The organism is Micromonospora sp. DT81.3 (genome assembly GCF_049847225.1).
Taxonomy (GTDB): Bacteria; Actinomycetota; Actinomycetes; order Actinomycetales; family Microbacteriaceae; genus Microbacterium.
Genome location: NZ_JBNCNY010000011.1, coordinates 108216 through 126242, shown reverse-complemented (window position 1 = coordinate 126242; position 18027 = coordinate 108216). Strand labels below are relative to the sequence as shown.

The 18027-nt window shown below is 64.2% G+C and carries 22 protein-coding genes and 1 pseudogene; 10 read left to right on the top strand and 13 right to left on the bottom strand.

Going from position 1 to position 18027, the window contains the following annotated elements:
• Positions 1–108 precede the first annotated feature (108 nt).
• The 4 genes from ACPW96_RS20005 (at position 109) to ACPW96_RS19990 (ending at position 5157) form a co-directional block, all read left to right on the top strand.
• Positions 109–1047, top strand: a complete 939-nt coding sequence (locus tag ACPW96_RS20005; protein ID WP_425885207.1) for a hypothetical protein — start codon at positions 109–111, stop codon at positions 1045–1047.
• Positions 1038–1433: a hypothetical protein gene (locus tag ACPW96_RS20000; protein WP_425885205.1), complete on the top strand. Its 396-nt coding sequence runs from the start codon at positions 1038–1040 to the stop codon at positions 1431–1433. Before ACPW96_RS20005 ends, ACPW96_RS20000 begins: the two co-directional genes overlap by 10 nt.
• Positions 1434–1771: 338 nt before the next feature.
• A complete protein-coding gene (locus tag ACPW96_RS19995; protein ID WP_425885203.1) occupies positions 1772–3580 on the top strand; it encodes an ATP-dependent nuclease in 1809 nt (602 codons plus the stop codon).
• Between the two features lie 50 nt (positions 3581–3630).
• A complete protein-coding gene (locus tag ACPW96_RS19990) occupies positions 3631–5157 on the top strand; it encodes a UvrD-helicase domain-containing protein (protein WP_425885202.1) in 1527 nt (508 codons plus the stop codon).
• A 139-nt stretch (positions 5158–5296) separates the two neighbouring features.
• Here ACPW96_RS19990 and ACPW96_RS19985 read toward each other — a convergent pair whose 3' ends face one another.
• Both ACPW96_RS19985 and ACPW96_RS19980 read right to left on the bottom strand, forming a co-directional pair.
• Positions 5297–5455 carry a hypothetical protein gene (locus ACPW96_RS19985; RefSeq protein WP_425885200.1) on the bottom strand — a complete coding sequence of 53 codons (159 nt, stop codon included), beginning with the start codon at positions 5453–5455 and terminating at the stop codon, positions 5297–5299.
• Between the two features lie 265 nt (positions 5456–5720).
• Positions 5721–5867 carry a DNA-binding protein gene (locus ACPW96_RS19980; RefSeq protein WP_081766131.1) on the bottom strand — a complete coding sequence of 49 codons (147 nt, stop codon included), beginning with the start codon at positions 5865–5867 and terminating at the stop codon, positions 5721–5723.
• Between the two features lie 152 nt (positions 5868–6019).
• On the opposite strand from ACPW96_RS19980, the gene ACPW96_RS19975 reads away from it, so the two are divergent.
• Positions 6020–6664, top strand: coding sequence for a hypothetical protein (locus tag ACPW96_RS19975; protein WP_425885199.1), 645 nt, complete (start codon positions 6020–6022; stop codon positions 6662–6664).
• A 462-nt stretch (positions 6665–7126) separates the two neighbouring features.
• Here the strand turns inward: ACPW96_RS19975 and ACPW96_RS19970 are convergent, their stop codons facing one another.
• From ACPW96_RS19970 to ACPW96_RS19945, 6 genes and pseudogenes are all read right to left on the bottom strand, one after another.
• Entirely contained in the window at positions 7127–7321 is a 195-nt protein-coding gene (locus ACPW96_RS19970; RefSeq protein ID WP_425885197.1) for a hypothetical protein, read from the bottom strand.
• Between the two features lie 76 nt (positions 7322–7397).
• Complete coding sequence (locus ACPW96_RS19965) at positions 7398–8009, bottom strand: pyridoxamine 5'-phosphate oxidase family protein (RefSeq protein ID WP_425885195.1); 612 nt, start codon at positions 8007–8009, stop codon at positions 7398–7400.
• On the bottom strand, positions 8009–9643 hold the full coding sequence (locus ACPW96_RS19960) for a GAF domain-containing protein (RefSeq protein WP_425885210.1): 1635 nt from the start codon (positions 9641–9643) through the stop codon (positions 8009–8011). The genes ACPW96_RS19965 and ACPW96_RS19960 overlap by 1 nt, the downstream gene beginning before the upstream one ends.
• 321 nt (positions 9644–9964) lie before the next feature.
• A pseudogene (locus ACPW96_RS19955) lies at positions 9965–10318 on the bottom strand (GAF domain-containing protein); the annotation flags it as partial.
• A 188-nt stretch (positions 10319–10506) separates the two neighbouring features.
• Positions 10507–11187, bottom strand: coding sequence for a response regulator transcription factor (locus ACPW96_RS19950; RefSeq protein ID WP_425885194.1), 681 nt, complete (start codon positions 11185–11187; stop codon positions 10507–10509).
• Positions 11188–11191: 4 nt separating this feature from the next.
• Positions 11192–11551 (bottom strand): response regulator, encoded by a 360-nt coding sequence (locus ACPW96_RS19945; protein ID WP_425885193.1) that lies wholly within the window; start codon positions 11549–11551, stop codon positions 11192–11194.
• A gap of 134 nt (positions 11552–11685) precedes the next feature.
• Between ACPW96_RS19945 and ACPW96_RS19940 the strand changes: the two genes are divergently transcribed.
• The 3 genes from ACPW96_RS19940 to ACPW96_RS19930 are packed head-to-tail and all read left to right on the top strand — an operon-like array spanning position 11686 to position 14389.
• Entirely contained in the window at positions 11686–12525 is an 840-nt protein-coding gene (locus ACPW96_RS19940) for an alpha/beta fold hydrolase (protein WP_425885191.1), read from the top strand.
• A gap of 29 nt (positions 12526–12554) precedes the next feature.
• Entirely contained in the window at positions 12555–13454 is a 900-nt protein-coding gene (locus tag ACPW96_RS19935; protein ID WP_425885190.1) for an alpha/beta fold hydrolase, read from the top strand.
• A complete protein-coding gene (locus ACPW96_RS19930) occupies positions 13451–14389 on the top strand; it encodes an SDR family NAD(P)-dependent oxidoreductase (RefSeq protein ID WP_425885189.1) in 939 nt (312 codons plus the stop codon). The genes ACPW96_RS19935 and ACPW96_RS19930 overlap by 4 nt, the downstream gene beginning before the upstream one ends.
• A 157-nt stretch (positions 14390–14546) precedes the next feature.
• Here ACPW96_RS19930 and ACPW96_RS19925 read toward each other — a convergent pair whose 3' ends face one another.
• The 3 genes from ACPW96_RS19925 to ACPW96_RS19915 all read right to left on the bottom strand — a co-directional run bounded on the left by ACPW96_RS19925 (position 14547) and on the right by ACPW96_RS19915 (position 16137).
• Positions 14547–14897, bottom strand: a complete 351-nt coding sequence (locus ACPW96_RS19925; RefSeq protein ID WP_425885188.1) for a DUF302 domain-containing protein — start codon at positions 14895–14897, stop codon at positions 14547–14549.
• A gap of 71 nt (positions 14898–14968) precedes the next feature.
• The gene (locus ACPW96_RS19920) at positions 14969–15346 is read right to left on the bottom strand and encodes a cupin domain-containing protein (RefSeq protein ID WP_425885186.1); all 378 of its coding nucleotides are present in this window, start codon (positions 15344–15346) and stop codon (positions 14969–14971) included.
• A gap of 53 nt (positions 15347–15399) precedes the next feature.
• Positions 15400–16137 carry an alpha/beta fold hydrolase gene (locus ACPW96_RS19915; protein WP_425885184.1) on the bottom strand — a complete coding sequence of 246 codons (738 nt, stop codon included), beginning with the start codon at positions 16135–16137 and terminating at the stop codon, positions 15400–15402.
• A 232-nt stretch (positions 16138–16369) separates the two neighbouring features.
• Here ACPW96_RS19915 and ACPW96_RS19910 point away from each other — a divergent pair, with 232 nt between their 5' ends.
• The gene (locus ACPW96_RS19910) at positions 16370–16573 is read left to right on the top strand and encodes a hypothetical protein (protein WP_425885182.1); all 204 of its coding nucleotides are present in this window, start codon (positions 16370–16372) and stop codon (positions 16571–16573) included.
• Positions 16570–16941: a type II toxin-antitoxin system death-on-curing family toxin gene (locus tag ACPW96_RS19905; RefSeq protein ID WP_425885180.1), complete on the top strand. Its 372-nt coding sequence runs from the start codon at positions 16570–16572 to the stop codon at positions 16939–16941. The genes ACPW96_RS19910 and ACPW96_RS19905 overlap by 4 nt, the downstream gene beginning before the upstream one ends.
• A 445-nt stretch (positions 16942–17386) precedes the next feature.
• Here the strand turns inward: ACPW96_RS19905 and ACPW96_RS19900 are convergent, their stop codons facing one another.
• Positions 17387–17731: a type II toxin-antitoxin system PemK/MazF family toxin gene (locus ACPW96_RS19900; protein ID WP_425885178.1), complete on the bottom strand. Its 345-nt coding sequence runs from the start codon at positions 17729–17731 to the stop codon at positions 17387–17389.
• Positions 17724–17963 carry a hypothetical protein gene (locus tag ACPW96_RS19895; RefSeq protein ID WP_425885176.1) on the bottom strand — a complete coding sequence of 80 codons (240 nt, stop codon included), beginning with the start codon at positions 17961–17963 and terminating at the stop codon, positions 17724–17726. The genes ACPW96_RS19900 and ACPW96_RS19895 overlap by 8 nt, the downstream gene beginning before the upstream one ends.
• Positions 17964–18027 lie beyond the last annotated feature (64 nt).

Here is an 18027-nt window from a genome sequence, read left to right as displayed (position 1 = left end):
ATCACGCGGTGACCGTCGCTACGTCCGCAGCGACACGGTCACCGGGGGGTTCGTACACCACCATGCCGGACGCAACCCCGCGATGCCATGCCAGCCCGCAAGCTGCAAGTGCTGGTCGACGTTGACGTGTGGGAGCAGCTCTCGAAACAGCGAGTAGGTTCCGAAGCCACCTTGTATCGCCTTCTCCAGGATGAACGCGTCGAGATGAGCTTGTATAGCGATGATGGCCCCCCACCGGACGTAGAGCGCCTCGAAGCTAACGGCTATCTCCGCGGGGACGAGGCAATCGGATGGACCGTCCTAGCGCCTGCGTACGACGAGATGGTCGCCTACTCCGTGACGACGGCGACCCGGACTACCGTCGTCCACCGGGCTCTCATCGTCGACCAAGTACTCATGCCCGGCTGGGTGCTGACCGAGGAGACTGGCGCCGCCGACGATGCGGCGGCCCGCCTCATCGCTACGGCACATGAAATCGGCGTAGATATCCTCATCACTGAGCGGAAGGCCGTCCTCGACACCGAGCTCGAAGACCGCGGGAACTGTCGGTTCGCACCTCCTCTCGTCGCGCTGTCGCTCATCGCTCTCTACCTACGCTCAGCGGGCGAGTACATCCTCGCCGCATCCTCGGGCTTCATCGGGACTGCCCACCGTCGAGGGTTCTACGACCGGGCTGCGTCCCGTGCTATTCCTTCGCTTGACACTTTCATAGGGCTTGCTGGCGAGAGCGTGAGTGCCGCCAGGCTACTCACCATCACTCGTCGCGCCCGGGCGCTCTTTGAGGCACGGGACCGGCTGGCGCTACTGCTGAGTGAACCGTCCACCGATGACGTCGCTGATGCGGTCGAGGCCACTTTCACACACGCCTTGGTGGACATGGTGGCTTCCATGACTTGCTGGCACGCGTGGTCAACGAGATGCTGCCCTCCCCAGAGCCCCTTGCGTTTCGGGCCAAGTGGCAGCAGGAGAAGTGGCAAGCGGCCGCCATCGCTGCGTTCCCCGAGCTTCATGACGCCTGGCGTGATGACGGCTTCGCCATGTTGCTGAACAAAGCGCTACGGGCCTTGAGGAACGAGATCCACGATGTGGCTGCCGTCACCGCTCCGTTCCGGACCAAATGGGGGCCTCCCGAGATGGGTCTTGCCTTCCACGAGAGAGTCGGCGACAAGGTACTCATTGCCGTGCGCGGAATCGCCCACAACACGGACCTAGGTATCGCTCGGTTCCTCGCCGACGGCCACGCGTTCCGTCCGCTCGTATTCTTCGAGTTCGCGCTGCCCTGGCTCTTCGCCTCCGTACACGCAACGCTCGCCGCGCTAGTCCCCTCCTTGACAGGTGAGGTCCGTGCCGCCACGGTTGGGATTCTGGACACGGAAGCCGTCGGCGAGGTCGTAGACGCCATCATTAGCCTCCGAGTGGTGACTCCGAAATAGCCCTCAGTTCCCTCAGCCACTAGGACCAGAGACCGCCGCAGCTCCGCTCCAACATCACGATGTCGAGGTGTGTGCCCTGCACGCTCCAATCTGCCCGCATAGCGATCCGCCGAAGCCGCACAGAACTTATCGCGGCAGGGCGAGGCCGAGCGCTGCTCATCTCGGTTCGGCGCCACCCCCGATACACTCACGCTGTGATGAGGTTTGGGCCAATGTGGCCCGCGGTGCGGGCGGCAATCTGCAAACGGATGCCGAGGAGGGCTCGAAATGGTTTCCGGTCGGTCTGTCTGCGGTGGACGAGAGCTCGATTTGCACGTCCTCTATAGCGCGGAGCGATCGTGCACCTGAGCCGCATCGAAGTTGAAGGGTATCGTGCGTCCGCGATCGCGCCGATAACGTGTGAGTTTGGCGGTCGGTTCACCCTAGTCGTGGGCGCCAACGGAGCGGGAAAAACCACCATCAACGAGGCAATCGCGCTTTCGCATCCTCGCATTTTTCCAAGATTGGCGCCGATGGATGCGAGTGCGCTTGGACCTGCCCCGCGCGCGGTTCGCGTGGAGTACGCGTACGAAACTTCGGACTCAGAAGGTGCGTTGGGGGAGTATCGCAAAAGTCAGGGGCTTCCGGCGCCCAAGTGGAGTCGGCCACTAGAACGTTCGCTCGGACAGGTGCGTGCTGGTCGCCCCGTCGAGCCGCAGAGCGAGTACGAGAACATGCGGCTTGTGCATCTTCCAGCGTTACGCAATCCGGTCGACGACCTGTCGCGACGCGATGCTCGAATCCTTTTGGAACTGCTCCGTGCTGACGATCGGCGCGACCCGGCTACAGGGGCACTGCGGTCGCTTCGTGCGCAGGCTGAGTCAATGTTGCAATTACTCGCCGAGCACGAGCTCGTCGGAAATGTCGAGGGCCGAATTGCGGAGAACCTCCGAACGATCAGTGGCGGTATCCAGGAACACCACGCCTTTGTTGGCACGCAAACTGTCGACGATACATATCTCGCTCGAGTGTTCGAGATGTTGCTCGCCCTTCTGCCCGATCGCGGTGCGGCTCGGCGTCTACAGGCGTCCAGCCTCGGCTACGTCAACCTGCTGCACATCGCTGTGACTCTGGCTGGCATTCCTGACGCGGGAACGCTTCCGGCTCGTGATGCAGGTCCAGTCAGCAGCCCGCCGACTCTCGACTCGGCGCCGGACTCGAGTGCGGACGCAGCGCGCGCAAGACTCGCGGACGCCGCGGAGTCCGCTGACGCTGACGCTGACTCGTTCTACCCAGAGCTGTTTCACGCGACGGTCCTGATCGAGGAGCCCGAGGCGCACCTCCATCCTCAGCTTCAATACGGCCTAGTGCGATACCTACGCCGGTTGGTTGCCCAACGTCCGGACATTCAAGTGATCGTGACGACCCACTCAGCGGATCTTGTCGCGGCGTGCGACCCGGAGGACGTCGTGATCGTGCGGAAGGATGCGGCGGGTCACACGCTCGCTCGTCGCGTGGCGGACATCCCAGTCTCAGCGAGGCTCAAGACTTCTCTGTTCCAGCAGACGAGGTTGCATCTCGACGCCACTCGATCCGCGGCCCTTTTCGGTGACCGAGTGCTGCTCGTCGAGGGAGTGACCGAGGCGAGTCTGCTTCGACTTCTCGGACGAGTTTGGGCGGGCGATGACGATGCCAGGGTAGGTTTCATCGACGCGCTGTCGATCCTGCCGATCGGTCACAAAGTCGGGCAATGGCCCATTCGCATGCTTGCTTCCCGAGGACACGAGCTAGTGACACGGGTGGCAGCCCTGTCCGACACCGATTTGAGGGGCGATCCACTCCCCGACCCGGCTCCGCCTGCATGGCACGCCAAACTGGACCCGGCGTCAGCGCGATACTTCTGGTCGCGACCGACTCTCGAACCGTCCCTCGTCGCCGGAAATGAATCGCTCATTGAGCGAGCCTTCGACGCAATCGAACTCACAAAACCCGCGAGCGGGATCGCGCCCGCCAGCGTGGATGCCTACTTTCGCGCGAACCCGAAGAAGAAGGGAAGGTTCTCCCTCGCGCTTGCAAGGCTTATCGACACTGACACCTCAATCGTCGTTGTGCCCGAACACATTGAGAAGCTGTTCTCCTGGCTCTTCGACGGCGACGAGCCAGGGTGACCCCCAAACGATGTGCCCCGGAGAGATTACTTCGCCCATGATCAACGCTCATGGTCCGTCTTACTGACGCTCAGGTGGTAGCCGCTGCGGCAACAGATCGACTGGTTAATGTGGTGTCCGCGCCGGGCAGTGGCAAGACGACCGTGGCCGCTGAGCGCTACGGGTACCAGCGATTCTCGCACGGCGATTTGCGAGGTGTGATCGGCCTGACGTTTAACCGCGCTGCTGCCGCGGAGCTGGGTCGGCGCGTCCGGGCAAGGTGGGGCTCAAACTGCATCGTTCCGGCGCACCGGGTCGTCACGTTCGACCATCTGCACATCGACCTACTCACCTTCTTCCTGCGTCAAGGCAAAGTGAGCTGGCCGCAGGGGGCGGTCGCTCTCGACGTTCGCGATGACTATCGCGGATTGCGGGGACATCGATTCTTGCAGCCCGGCGGGTATCTTCAGGTAGCCGGACTCGACAAGCGGGCGAACGTCATCTCAACGAGCAGGAGGGTGACTAGCCCTCAGATGGGCATAGGCAATGTCGGTGATCATCGTGCCGCGCTGTCCGCCGGTGTGTCGAGTCACGATGATGTCCGTGAGGTGTTGCGCGCAGCGATGAAGGTTAAGGGTCTGAGAGAGGCGGCAGCAAACTGGTTGTCAGACAACTATCGTGCCCTGATCGTGGACGAGGTGTATGACGCCGATGATCTTGACTTGATGGTCGTTTACCTTGCGGCCGAAGCTGGCCTGAGCGTCACGATCATTGGGGACCCGTGGCAAGCCCTGTACAAGTGGCGAGGAGCCCGGCCGGAGGTAGTCGAGGAGCTTCTGACGAGCACGACTGACCGATTCTCCACATACGACCAGCCTGAGTCCTTCCGCTTTCGTGGGGCTCAGATGCCTCAGCTTGCGCGGGACCTTCGAGCGGGACGCGGCGTCGAACTCCCCGCCGTCTCGAGTGCTGACGTCGATGTCGCACTGGCACGCAATTGGTCCCAGCTTTGGTCGGTAGGAGACAACGTCCTCCCCTTGGCCTTTCGTACGGTCAACAACGCGATCGACGCGGCAATGAATCTGCTACTTGATGTCATCACTCGTACCCGTCTGGGTGTCGAGTCCTACGGGCGTGATGGGTCGATCGCAAAGCTGGGGCTGAGTCGCGAGAGGTTCCGCGCGGAGCAGGACGTAGAGTTTGGTCCGCTCGTACTCAAACTGCGAGAAGGCGAGCCTCCGTCATCCATACTCGATGGTCTGCGGGAGGCTGCCAGGCGGATGGGCGCCAGACGACCGTCCAGACTGTCGGACGACAAGGAGGCGGCGCTCGAGCAGCAGCTCACGAGGCTCGCCACTCGGTTAAACCAGCCCACGTTGATACCAGGCCTGACCGTCTTTCAGGCGAAAGGCCGCGAATGGGATCGAGTGGGTGTCGTGCTCTCGAGGTCCCAATCAGCGATCCTGAGCTCAGGGCTACAGGAACTCGAGGAGGAACACTGCATAATCTACGTCGCCCTGACGCGCGCGAAGAGCGCGTGCGGGCGTCTCACAGATTCGGAGGGCGTTGCAGCAGACACTCTCCCGTTGGACCTCTAACGGTGGGAACGCTGATCGCCCCCGGAGCCGGCGACGGATCGCCGCTCGGGGGATGCTCCCGAGACGATTCCGAGCGGTTCGGAGGCGCCGACTGGGGAGCGGCGGCGGCGATCCCCGGCTGGTGCGAGAGCCCCTTGAGCTACTCGCTGCCCAGAAGGTCGTCTAGTTCCGCCCCGAGCGAGCCGATCTTGCCCTGGAGCTCGACCGCCCGCGTCATATCAGCATCGCTGAGATGGGCTCGCGCACGATTGATGCGGTCACCGGTGATTGCAGTCAGCTCGTTCAAGAGAAGGGTCATCAGCACATCGTATGGTGAGCTGGCTCCGCGCCAAGAGACGACGCAATCGCGTGTGCTCAGAGGAAGACATCCCTGGGTCGCCACGCAGAGCGGTCCGTGGCCCACGCCGCTCCATCGGAGCGGATATGCGCCGCTGATAGAGGCGGCTCCTCCGCGTCCGCTTGGGGATTGCACGCGAACGCCTTTGCCCCCTTCACTGCGCACGGCCCGGAGAAGCATCCTCAACGAGCAGCCGGACTCCGTCAGTCGGGACGACCCCGGCGGTTCAGGCGTCGACGCCGAAGGCGCGCAGCAGCGGCACGCGGGGGATCATCCGCCGTGGGCCGAGCTGGACTGTGGGGATGGTCCCGTTCTCGATGCCGAGCTTAATCGTGCGGTAGTCGACGCCGACGAGCTTCGCGGCATCCTTCATTGTCAGTGCTAGACAATCTTGTGACCGGTTCATCGTGCTTCCTTCCTGCGAGCCAGCAGTGTCAATCTCCCTTCATCGCAAAGTACCACAGGTGTGAGCCAAGATCGACAGTCTTCTTCGCGAATCCTCGATGACCTGGAATAGTGGGCTTCATGGCAGACGTCGAGGCGTATGACTTCAGCGACGAACGCGTCGATCTCGGCAGCGGCGTGACGCTGCCGAAGTCGTGGCATGCGCGCGTGTCGGGTGAGCAGGACGTGCCCGGCACCATCACCGTGCGCGTGGATTGGGATGACACACTCGGCCGCACTGCCGTCGTCTTCGCTGCCCTCGAGCGCGAAGCGCAGGGCGTCGACATCACCAGCCAGGTGCTCCGCGAGGTGCGAACGCACTGGATCATGACGAGGTCAGCTCTCGATGTCGTCACCGTCGACGTCGGCACTGAGGACGGCGCTGAGCTCGACCGCGTACCGGTGCGCGAGTTTCTCAGTCGCGTGCGGGCGCACGAGGAGCGCGAGCCCATGGAGTCACTGCACGCCGCGATCTCCGTCTATCGCGTCGCGACAGCAATCAGCTATCCGCCGCTGAAGCTCGTCGCTGACACCCTCCAGATCAGCCAGAGCACCGCCACCCGGCTTATGAGTCGCGCACGCGACTCGGGTCTGGCTCCAGAAGTCCGCATGCAGGAGCCGCGACGCGCGCCGGCGGTCGACCCCTACAACCCGGGCGGGTCCTACGACCCCACGGCGCCCCACCGCGGGCCTTCCCAGCCCGGAGGGCCTTCGACGGGCCGATGACAGACGCGGTGGGGACGCCGTCTGTTCGCGAGATGCCGTCAACGCGCCGCCGCGAGGCAGTTGAACATGTTGCTAAATGAAGACCGATGGATGCAGCAAAGTGCCCAAAATACATGGGACGGGATAGTGTTCGGAGCAGGCCCTCAAACGGTTGTTCGCCGCGTGCCCCGAAATCACGCCTCACAGCGGCCGATTCTTGCCCGCATTTTGCCCGCATCCCATTAGCCGCTGGCTGTTTTCGGACGTCGCATGATGCCGCTCGACTCTCGAAAACCGGCGTAATTCCGCGGCAGTCGTCGTTCAACGTCGCCATGCAAAATGCTCAAAACGTGTTCGAGTCCCTCTGGCGACAATTGGGTGCGTGCCTGCACAATTCGCAACAAATGTCGACGCAAAATGCGCGCATCCCTCCAGGGTTGAGCCGACAGCCCTAATCGCGTTCGGACTCGGCTGTCTGGCTCATCAGTAGTCGACTCGAGATTCCCGATCGATGTCAAGTTCGGTCTCGTCGACGCACCAGGCAAGGAGCACTGCATCCAGCTGGCGTCGGAGCAATTCCGGGGACAAGGCGGTTCCGGCGAGCAGCTCGAGTTGTCTGATTCGCTCGTCGGCAGTTCCTGACAAGTCGTCGGGTGGAGTGATGTTCGTGCTGGTCATGTGAAGTCCTTTCCGGTTGGGGACGGCAGGCCGTCGGCGGTCGAGGCGCAAGTTGCCAACGGCGTCGGCTCGACGATCATGCGGTGCCTACCAGGCGCTCGAGCTCCTCGATTCGCGCTCGAAGCGGGGCTATGCGCGCTTCTATCTCGGCGAAGGTGAATCGCTGAGGAATGTGCTGCGGGCAGTTCCCGTCGAAGGCCGTCACGTTCACGACGATGGCCGCTTCGACGACCGCGTTGTAGTTCGGTACGGCGAGCGACGAGGCGAGCTCCGGGTCGTCTTGAATCCGGACGACGCGGGCCATTCCAAAGAGCTTGAGCCGTCGACGCCGGGGGTAGTCAACCGCGATGATGGCGACGCGTTGATCGCCGACGAGGTTGCCTGTCGAGACGTGTTGCAGGTTGCCCTTGAAGTCAGCCCAGGCGATCGTGTGCTCGTCTGTGACATGAAGGAAGCCGGGTGGGCCCCCGCGGAACTGCACGTACGGCCATCCGGTCTGGCTGACGGTGGAGAGGTAGAAGCCGTCGCGCTCGGTCAGGAACGATGCCTCGTTGGGGCCGAGAGGATCGGACTCTTCTGCGCCATCGGCTCGGCGCCTCATCCTGTCGTAGAACGCAGAACTGCCGTATTCGTCCTGCACGCCACGCACATCATCGGTAAAGGCGATGCATCCGTATTGTCTGCTCATCAGCTGCCTTCCTGATAAACGGCCGACGTCTCATCGATCGACTTGCCTGCCTGCTGTTGCGTGTCCAACTCATCGAGGGGGAGGCGTGCGACGATCCGGGTGCCGCGTCGCGGGGGACTCGAGATGTCGATCGATCCGTAACTGGCTTCGATCCGGTCTTTGAGCCCGGTCAGGCCGGTGCCGCGGGAGGGGGCGGCGCCGCCCACCCCGTCGTCTTCGATCGTGAGGATCAGGCCGTCGGCATCGGCGGACAGCACGCACGACACGTTGATCTGCGTCGCGTGCGCGTGCTTCACCGTATTCGTGATCGCTTCGGCGACGGTGAAGTACGCCGTTCTCTCGATGGCGGGATCCAATCGCGGGACGGTGAGTGCAAGGTGGACGGGGATCGGGGTGTCGGCCGCCAGAGACTCGATGCCGGCAGCAAGCCCGCTGCGGCTGAGTGCGGCGGGCAGGATCCCGCGAACGACATCCCGCAGCTGCCGGTTCGCCTCTTCAGCGTGCGACAGCGCATCGGTAATCAGGTCGGTGACATCACCCCCGCCGCCAGCGGAATCCCTGGCCAATTTGAGAGTCAGGATGGTGTGGACGAGACGCTGTTGCGCGCCGTCGTGAACGTCGCGTTGCAGCCGTCGGCGTGCTTCGTCGGCCGCGGCTATCACACGTGCACGGGACTGCGTGAGGCCATCCCGATGCTCGGCGTTCGCTATGGCCGCGGCCATCAGATCTGCGAACGGCTTGAGGCGGTCCCTGCCATCGATCCGGCTCGGCGCATCCGAGTCGACCGCGACCGTCCCCCAACGCTCGCCATTGACGAGAATCGGCGCCTCCGCATGATGGATCCCAGCAGTCGGCCGCAGCCTGACCCGTGCCATCGCGTGCGCGTTACCGGGTCCACCGCGAAAAATCGCGGCTGATGAAGCGTCGAGGACTCGGGCTGCCTCTCGCACGACCGCGTCGTAAACTGCGTGCAGCGGCGATTCGCGTGCCACCAGCTCGGCGACATGGCGCAGCTCAGCCTGTTCATCTGCGAGGTGGCGCAAGATCTCTCGGGCTTCGGCGTTCGCGATGGCGGCCCACGTCAACTGGGCGAAACCCTCCAGGCGTTGTTCGGTGTCGGGAGGCAGCGGTCCGATCTGCGACGTCGAAACGAACGCGCCCCACAGGCGGTCGTCGATGAAGATCGGAACCCCGACGCCGGCGCGGATGCCGTACTTGTGGACGATGTCCGCGCTCGGCAATGCGTCGAAATCGTCAACACGAACGGACCTCTTCGTGCGTGCCACTCGATCGGAAAGTGATCCTGGAGGGTGAACGACACGAACCCCGGGCGGAACGGGGCCGCCGTGTGTAGCGACGGCCACGATCGTATCTGCGCTTTCGAACTGGAGGAGAGTGACTTCTTGTCCGCTCAACTGGTCGGATGCCGCCCTGCAGATCACCGCAAGAATGTCGTCCATAGGGCGTTCCCGGAGTGCCCCGCGTCCCGCCAGTTCAGCTATGCGTCGGAGTGACGCCTGCTCGTCGATGAGCTCGCTCAGATGCTGTCGGTTGCTGATGGCGAGCACGATGCGCCCAGCGACTTCAGCGACATCAGTCAGGTACTGAATGGTCTGGTCGGGAAGGGCGGGCACAGCCGTCTCGATGGAGAGGACTCCGACGCTCTCTTCCCGTGCCGTCACCGGAAAGTCGACGTGTTTGGTCGGGCGGATGGAGGAGTTCGTGATCGACAGGACCGGGTTGGCGGCCGACAGCACCACACCGCCGATCATGCTCATCGTGGCCCGCACGACCCCGCTGAGTCTCGCCGCGTAGTCAACGAGGCGCGTGGCGAGATCGAGGAGTGAGCCTCCGGCGGCATCCTGCTGGATCGCGCGCATGGTCTGATCGTGTTCTGTGACCGCACGGAGCTGGTTGCGGGCGTCGATGCTGTCGAAGGACGCGGTCACCAGCTGCGCGAACGCTTCGAGGAGCGCCTCTGTCTGAGGCGGCAACGGACCAGCGGGGGAGTTGACGTAGAACATTCCCCACGTCCGGCCCTCCACCACGATCGGTACCCCGACGCCGGCGGCGATCCCGAAGCGCACGGCCAATTCGGCGTCCGGCTCTTCTTGGTATTCATCGACTCGAGACGGCAGGCCCCCGCGAAGGACCCGGTCCGGAAGTGTGTCTGATTCGAACGCTATCCGTGTGCCTGCATCCGCCGGCCCATCCGGAGAGGCCAGTACAAGCAGCTCTCCCTGGCCGACGAACTCGGCCAGGGTCACGGGGAGGCCCTGCACCTGACGGGATGCCTCGCGAACGATCATGGCGATGACGTCTGCATCTGCACCGGCGCGAGCAATGAGGCTCGCAACATCACGAAGCGCGCGTTCCTTCTCGACCAGGGCTCGGATCTCTTCGCGCTCCAGGTCCGTACCGAAGCGCGTCACCCCCGGTTCGGCGGGAGGGACGCCTGGAACAGAGAGGTCTGCAGCGTCCGACATCGGCTACCGGCTCAGGCTCGTTGGGCGGTCAGGTATCGCAGCACAGCACGTACGCGTCGGTGCTCCGCGCCTTCGGACGTGATGGACAGTTTGCGAAACACCGCCGTGACGTGTTTCTCCACTGCCGCTGTGCTGATGAACAAAGCACGAGCGATTCCGTGATTGGACAAGCCCTCCGCCATCGCCGCGAGGACCGCTCGTTCTCGAGGGGTGAGCGGTGCAAGATCTTCGGGGACGGATCGGGGCCGGAGCATGCGCGCGACGACCTCCGGATCCAGGGCGCTTCCGCCCCGGGCAACACGGGTTACCGCGTCGACGAAATCGTGGATGTCCCCGACTCTCTCCTTCAGCAGGTAGCCGACACCCTCAGGCCGGTCCCCGATCAGCTCGATCGCGAACTCAGGGTCGCAGTGCTGCGTGAGCAGGACGACGCCCATCATCGGAATGCGTTCACGCAGCTCGATCGCCGCGCGTAATCCATCGTCATCTCGGCGGGGCGGCATCCGAATGTCGATCACGGCAACGTCGGGCCGGTGCACGAGTGTGCGGGCCAGAAAGTCCACGGCGTTGCCCGATTCCGCAACGACCGTGAGTCCACCGTCAGTGAGTACCCGAACGACACCCTGGCGGAAGAGTAAATCGTCCTCTCCGACGGACACCCGTACCGGCCTGTCGTGGACGTCGATGCTCATCGCCTTAATCGTCCTCGAGCGAAGAGTGGAGAAGAGCGCCCGACAGGTCGGTCTTCGGGATGAATGCCCTGGCGCCGGCAGCGGCCGCCTCCGCCGTCGTCGTCGCATCGCTGTCAGACGAGACGAGGATCACCCGTACCCACCATGGCGCCCCTGCCAGAACTCTGCTCAGTTCCAGGCCGGTTCCGTCGGGCAGGCCGATATCGACGAGGGCGACGTCAGGCCGCATCTCTGCCACTCGCTGCAACGCTTCTGTCACAGTGCCCGCCTCACTTTCGGGTTGATAACCCCAGGTAGTGAGCATTCTCCTCGCCAAGTCGCGAAACCGCTCGTCGTCATCGACGATCAGGACTGTCGCGGCCATGCTCCCATCGTGGGACCAGCGAGAGCGACTGACTGTAGGGTTTGCCGGAAATCTTCTCGGGTTTGCCGTGATGCGACCGCCTGGGCGTGCGGGCACGCTGACTGCGTCACCACTTCAAGCCCGAGGAGCACACCGTGAGCACCATCACCGTCGGCGAAGAGAACTCCGCACCGATCGACCTGTACTACGAAGATCAGGGCAGCGGCCGACCGGTCGTGCTCTTGGCTGGATGGCCGTTCGACGCCCGCTCGTGGGAGCCACAACTGCACCCACTGCTCGACGCCGGATACCGAGTGATCGCGTACGATCGGCGCGGCTTCGGCCGATCGAGTGCACCCATCAACGGGTACGACTTCGACACACTCAGCGCCGACCTGGACGTCGTGCTGCGCACCCTGGATGTCCGCGACGCCACAATCGTCGGGTTTTCGCTAGGGACCGGCGAAGTGGCGCGCTACATCGGACGGTTCGGCACCGAAAGGCTGGCCAGCGCGGTGCTCATCGAGAGCCTGACGCCGACATTCAAAGCCTCCGACGAGAACCCGAAGGGAGTGGATGCGGCCGGCGTAGCCGGCGTGCAGCAGGCGATCCTCGATGATCGGTTCGCGTGGCTCACCGGGATGATGGGCAACTTCCTCAACCTCGACGACTACCAGGGCACCCTCGTCAGCGAGGACACCGTCCGTGCGATGTGGTCCGCCGGCGCCGATGCGTCCCCCTATGCGACCTGGGCATGTCCGCAGACGTGGCTGGAAGACTTTCATGCCGACCTGGAAAAATTCGACGTGCCCGCGTTGATCGTCCACGGCACCGCCGACCGCATCCTGTCCATCGACGGGCAAGGTCGTCGCGCTCACGAAGCCCTGCCGGCGGCGCGTTACATCGAAATCGAGGGCGGCCCGCACATCAACCCCCTCACCCACACCGCCGAGGTCAACCGCGAACTCCTGCGGTTCCTTGCCGACCCGTCCTGACGTCTCGATCTCACCACGCCGCCGACATCATGTTCGACACGTTCGCCAGCCGCATCGTCGACGTCGCGCGCGGCCCCATCTTCACGCTGACCGGAGGCGAAGGCCCCCCGATCCTGCTGCTGCACGGCTACCCCCAGACACATCAGATGTGGCACGCAGTCGTCGACCATCTCACCAGCGACCACACGGTCGTCGTCGTCGACCTGCCCGGCTACGGTGAATCCTTCCGGCCAGAAGACGCCGCCGATCACAGCCCGTATTCGAAGCGAGCCACCGGTGACGACCTGGTCGAACTCATGAACATCCTCGGCTTTCCCACGTTCGCGGTCGCCGGGCATGACCGCGGTGGTCGGATTGCCTATCGGATGGCGCTGGATCACCCGGACGTGATCTCGGCCGCGGGAGCATTCGACGTCGTACCGACCGGAGAAGTCTGGTCCCGCGCCGATGCGCAGATGGCACTGACCTACTGGCATTGGGCGTTCCTGGCACAGCCGGCGCCTCTGCCGGAGGATCTCATCAACGCGAACCCGTCCGCGTTCTTCGATCACCACGTCCGCGCACTCGGACTCGGTCGCACCGCACGTCGCTACCCAGAAGAGCTCATGACGCAATATCGGGCTCTTCTGGATGACGCGAGCGTCGTGCACGGCATCTGTGAGGACTATCGCGCCGGCGCCGGAATAGACCGCGAAGACGACGACCACGACAGAGCGCACGGCCGTCAGATCCGTTGCCCGCTGCTCGTTCTATGGAGCGCGCCGGGTGCGCTGCCCAAGTTCTACGGCGACGTGCTCGACATCTGGCGACCCTGGGCACCAGATCTGCGCGGCCGCGGCCTGGACGCCGGACACTTCCTCGTCGAAGACCAGCCCGAGCAGGTCGCGCACGAGCTCCTGCAACTTCTCTCCCCAGGGCGTACGCCATGACGATGTCGGGTCGTATCGTCACGCCGTTCGGACCCCAGGCCACCGCCGACGAGGTCAGCGACGGGATCAGCCTGGCGGGCAAGCGTGCCATCGTGACCGGCGGCGCATCCGGCATCGGCATCGAAACCAGCAAGACGCTCGCAGCGCGTGGCGCGGCGGTCACCCTCGCCGTGCGGAACGTCCAGGCGGGAACGGAGGTCGCCGATCGGATCAGGTTCGAGACCGGCAACGACAACATCGACGTCCGAGAACTTGAGCTGACCGATCTCCGGTCGGTGCGCAGGTTCGTTGAGGGCTGGAACGAGCCACTGCACCTGCTGATCAACAACGCCGGGGTGATGGCCATCCCCGAACGCACCGTGAACGACGACAGTTGGGAAGGGCAGTTCGCGACCAACTTCCTCGGACACTTCGCCCTCACCGTCGGGCTTCGCCCGTCGATGGCCGGCGTGGACGGGGCGCGCGTGGTCTCCGTCTCGAGCTCGGCACATCTCTTCTCTCCGATCGTGTTCGACGACATCAATTTCCGATTCCGGCCCTACGACCCTCTTCAGGCGTACGGGCAATCGAAGACCGCCGTCATCCTGTTCGGGGTCGGCGCGTCGCACCGGTGGTCTGATGACGGCATCACCGTCAACTCGCTGAACCCCGGGGCGATCGCCACGCCGCTCCAACGCCACACGGGCGGCAAGCTCGCCACCCCTTTGAACCTGCAAAAAACACCCGCGCAGGGGGCCGCCACCACCGTGCTGCTCGCCACCAGCCCGCAGCTGAAGGGAGTCAGCGGCCGCTACTTCAATGACAACCAGGAAGCCACGCCCGTCGATCACCGCCCGAGCGATGTCACCGAGCTCGTCAACTCCGTCGCTGAGTACGCCCTCGACATCGACGCCGCCGATCGCCTCTGGGACCTTGCCGGTCGGGCGATCCGCTGAGACGCGGACGCTCAGGAGAGGACTGTGGCCTCCTCGCACCTCGCCAAAGTCGACCGTGCAACACCGGCGCAACACAGAACCCGACGATGCTCGATGCGGGCGCGGTCTGGCGAAACGGAGCGAGTAGTGCGACGCGGTGCGCCGGATGCAGCGCCGCTCAGCGGCTGATGGAGACTGAGAGGTCCTCGAGGAGCGTGGCGAGCTGGGCAACCGGCAGTTGCGAGGGATCGAGCGCATACCGCTCGACGATGTCACTCGGGGAGGTGTACGCCGACTTCGTGGTTCCATTGTCATCCCAGATCAGAATGCGGAGGGGCAAATCGATTCCGGCGCGAGCGTTGTGCTGCATGAGCTTCGTCCCCAGCGTCGGATTGCCGAAGATCGCGACGACCTCATCCGGGAGCGTGAGCCCCGCCTCGCGCGCCGCGTCAGCATGGTCGATCACGGCGAAGAGCCGGACACCCCGTTCCTCAAGTTGGATCAGCAGTCGAGCAAGAACGTCATGCACCGACCCGACGCAGCCGCGCTCGACGAATGTTCAATCATCAGCGACGCCCGGAACGGATCGCACGCTGGCTTTCAGGGCTCGAGCGTTGCAATGGGCTGACCCGTCTCCACGATGTACGTCGACAGCATCTTCCCGGTGTCGGGGCCGAGGTCGGTCGCGTTGTGGGGGACTCCCGGCGGGATGAGGAAGCCGTCGCCCGCGTTGAGGATCTGGGTGGTGGCGTCTTCGCGTTCCATGCGCACCTTGCCGGCGACGATGTAACCGACCTCCTCTCCGGGATGGTGGTGCCATCCCGAGGACACGTCCACGGGGATCTCCGTGAGGACCTGCACGATGTCTCGTCCGGGGATCGATGAGGAGGCGTGCTGGATCTCCGTGCGCTTGAGCCTTCCCCGAAGCTCGTCTGCATCCTGCCCTGGAGCATCCGGAGTGGAGGGTGAATCGTTCATGATGTCTTCCTTCGAAGGTCGTTCTGAGTCGGCTCTGGAAACGGCGAACGCGGTTAGCTGCCGGTCGTGGTCGCGCCGGCGGCTTCGCGGATGAGGTCGAACACCTGGGCGGCTTCGGGGATGCCGACGGTATGCGATCCGCCCTTGAGCTCGATGGTCTTCCTGGAGCCGGCACGGTCGGCCATGAAGTGGTGCACGGCGGCCGGGATGTTCTTGTCGAGCTCGCCGAAGAGGAACCATGACGGGACCGACTTCCAGGCCGGCTCGCCCGAGGCCTCTCCGAAAGCGGACTCCTGGATGGGGCGTTGTGTGACGGCCATCACCCCAGCGACCTCGGTGGACGAATCCGCCGCGAACTGCGCGTGGTACTTGTCTTGCTTGATGTACAGGTCAACCCCTCCGCCAGGCAAAGGCACCGGCGTGAGTGTTTCCGCGAGCGTCGAACCGGGCAGCTTGCCGGCCAGGTCTCCGGGCGTTTCACCTTCGTCCGGGGCGAAAGCTCCGATGTACACGAGTGCTTTCACATTCGCGTTGCCCGCGCCGCCCCCGCTGATCACCGTGCCGCCGTACGAGTGGCCCACCAGCACGATATCGCCGCTGATGTCCGCCAGCGTGGCCCGCAGGTAGTCGGAATCGAACGCCACGCCACGAAGCGGGTTCGCGACCGCGATCGCGGGGTATCCCTCATTCCGCAGGAGCGTGATCACTCCGCTCCAACTCGATGACTCAGCAAACGCGCCATGCACGAGCACGACCGTCGGCTTGGACGTGGATCCTTCGGTGATACTCATCTCGCCGTCTCCTCTATGGCAGGGAGGACAGTCGGTGCGCCGCGGAGTATGAGTCGCTCCCGACGAGCCCCACTGTTGACTTCCTGCTCGCTTCAGTTGAGTTGATTAAGAGTGTTCGCGGCTGCGGTCCGAAGCGCGCGCCGGTCAGCCGGAGAAGATTTCCGGAGAACCCTACGGTGCAGCCGCGCTACGTCGGCGGTATCATAATGACACCACCAGGAAAGGAACCGTCATGGCCCGCACTGTGCGCCTTTCGCCAGAGGCGGAAATGAAGCTCACCGAGCTCGCTTCGCTGATGGGGCAGAGCAAGAACAGCGTGATCGAGATGGCCGTGCTCGAGCTGGACGCTCGCACGATCCGCCGCGAGCGGGTACGCCGTGCGTTCGATCGGGTCCGCGACCGCGACGCTGACCTGCTCGACCGGCTGTCCCGGTGACGGAGTACATCGAGCCGGATGACGTCGACGAGCTCGTCGAAGATGAGGGGTTTCACTACCGGGATCGCAATGGCCTGCTGTCCGCCCTGGCGTCGCCGATGCCCGTGTTCGGCGAGGAGGTCTACCCAGCGATTCACCAGAAGGCGGCAGCGCTGATCAGCGCGATCAACCACAACCATCCGCTGCTGGATGGCAACAAGCGGTTGAGCTGGTTCGTCACGGTCGCCTTCTATGACATCAACGCCTACGACCTGCGCGCCGACGCCGAGGACGCCGACCACTACATCCGACTCATCGCCGGCGCGAACCCACCGCCTCCACACGACGTCGAACTGTGGCTCGACAAGCACACGTTTCCCTTGGACTGACCAGCACCTCGCGGACGCTGCGGGTACGTAGACCCACAGGGCCGAGAACTCGACCAGCGCTGGATCACGTCACTCACCGAACCGGTGCTCGACGTCCTCGATGTACTTGGACTCTGGCGGGCAGGAGGTCGGCGCCGCGACGTGCCGGCCACAGCCGCTGTTCGCGCGATCGCCCGCCTCGCATTCAGATAGCGAGGCGGGTCGGACCCCTCTATCGGGTCGACGATTGCCGAGGCAGTGAGTCGGCCCACCGCTGCACAGCAGCAGGCCGTGGACGCGCTAGTCACGGCGCGGCGACCGACGAGGTGACACGCAGAACTGCTTGCCTTCGGAGGGGTCTGTGAAGGTGAAGACGGAGTCGGAGGACTTACCCGGAACGATGCCGGTGAAGCTCCGACCATGAACATCTTCGCCCGAGCCACTCGGACTCGACTTCGCGCGAATGTCAAAGGTCGAGGAAGTCGCCGAGCCAGGTCCGAACTCGGAGGAGGCAGGGGTCACTGACGGCGCCGGCGATCCCCGTCAGACGTTCCCGGGTGAGGGTGCGCGGTTGCTCTGTCATGATCCACGAGGGGTGCTTGAGACCGCTCGCTCCCTCGACACGCACGTGATTCGGCCATCCTCGATCGACCGACGTAATCGGCAGGACGATCGCCAGAGTTGTCACCGCGTCGAGGTATCCCTCCGAGGCGACGACGAGAACAGGGCGGTGACCGCCTTGCTCTCGGCCGCGAACTGGCTCGAGGGCGGCCCAGGCAACGACTCCGGGCGCGAGCTCGAGGTCAGTCACGTGGGAGGTCGGAGAGTTCTGCGAGCTCCCACGATTCCGACTCCTCGGCGTGAGACGAGCGGTCTTCGATCGAGGACGCCGCGATTGCGTGTTTAAGCGATGCCATGCGATCGCGGCGGTCCGCGGCATCCGCGAGTACTGCGAGGTGTGCGCCGAGCGTCAAACCGGCGCGTGAGGCCTGCTCCTTGAGCCGATCACGCAATTGATCGCTGACCTTGATCGTCGTGGTCATACTTTCAGTATACCGGTGGACCCGGCGCGGCACAGCTCGAGCATGCCCTCTCGACAACGGCGAT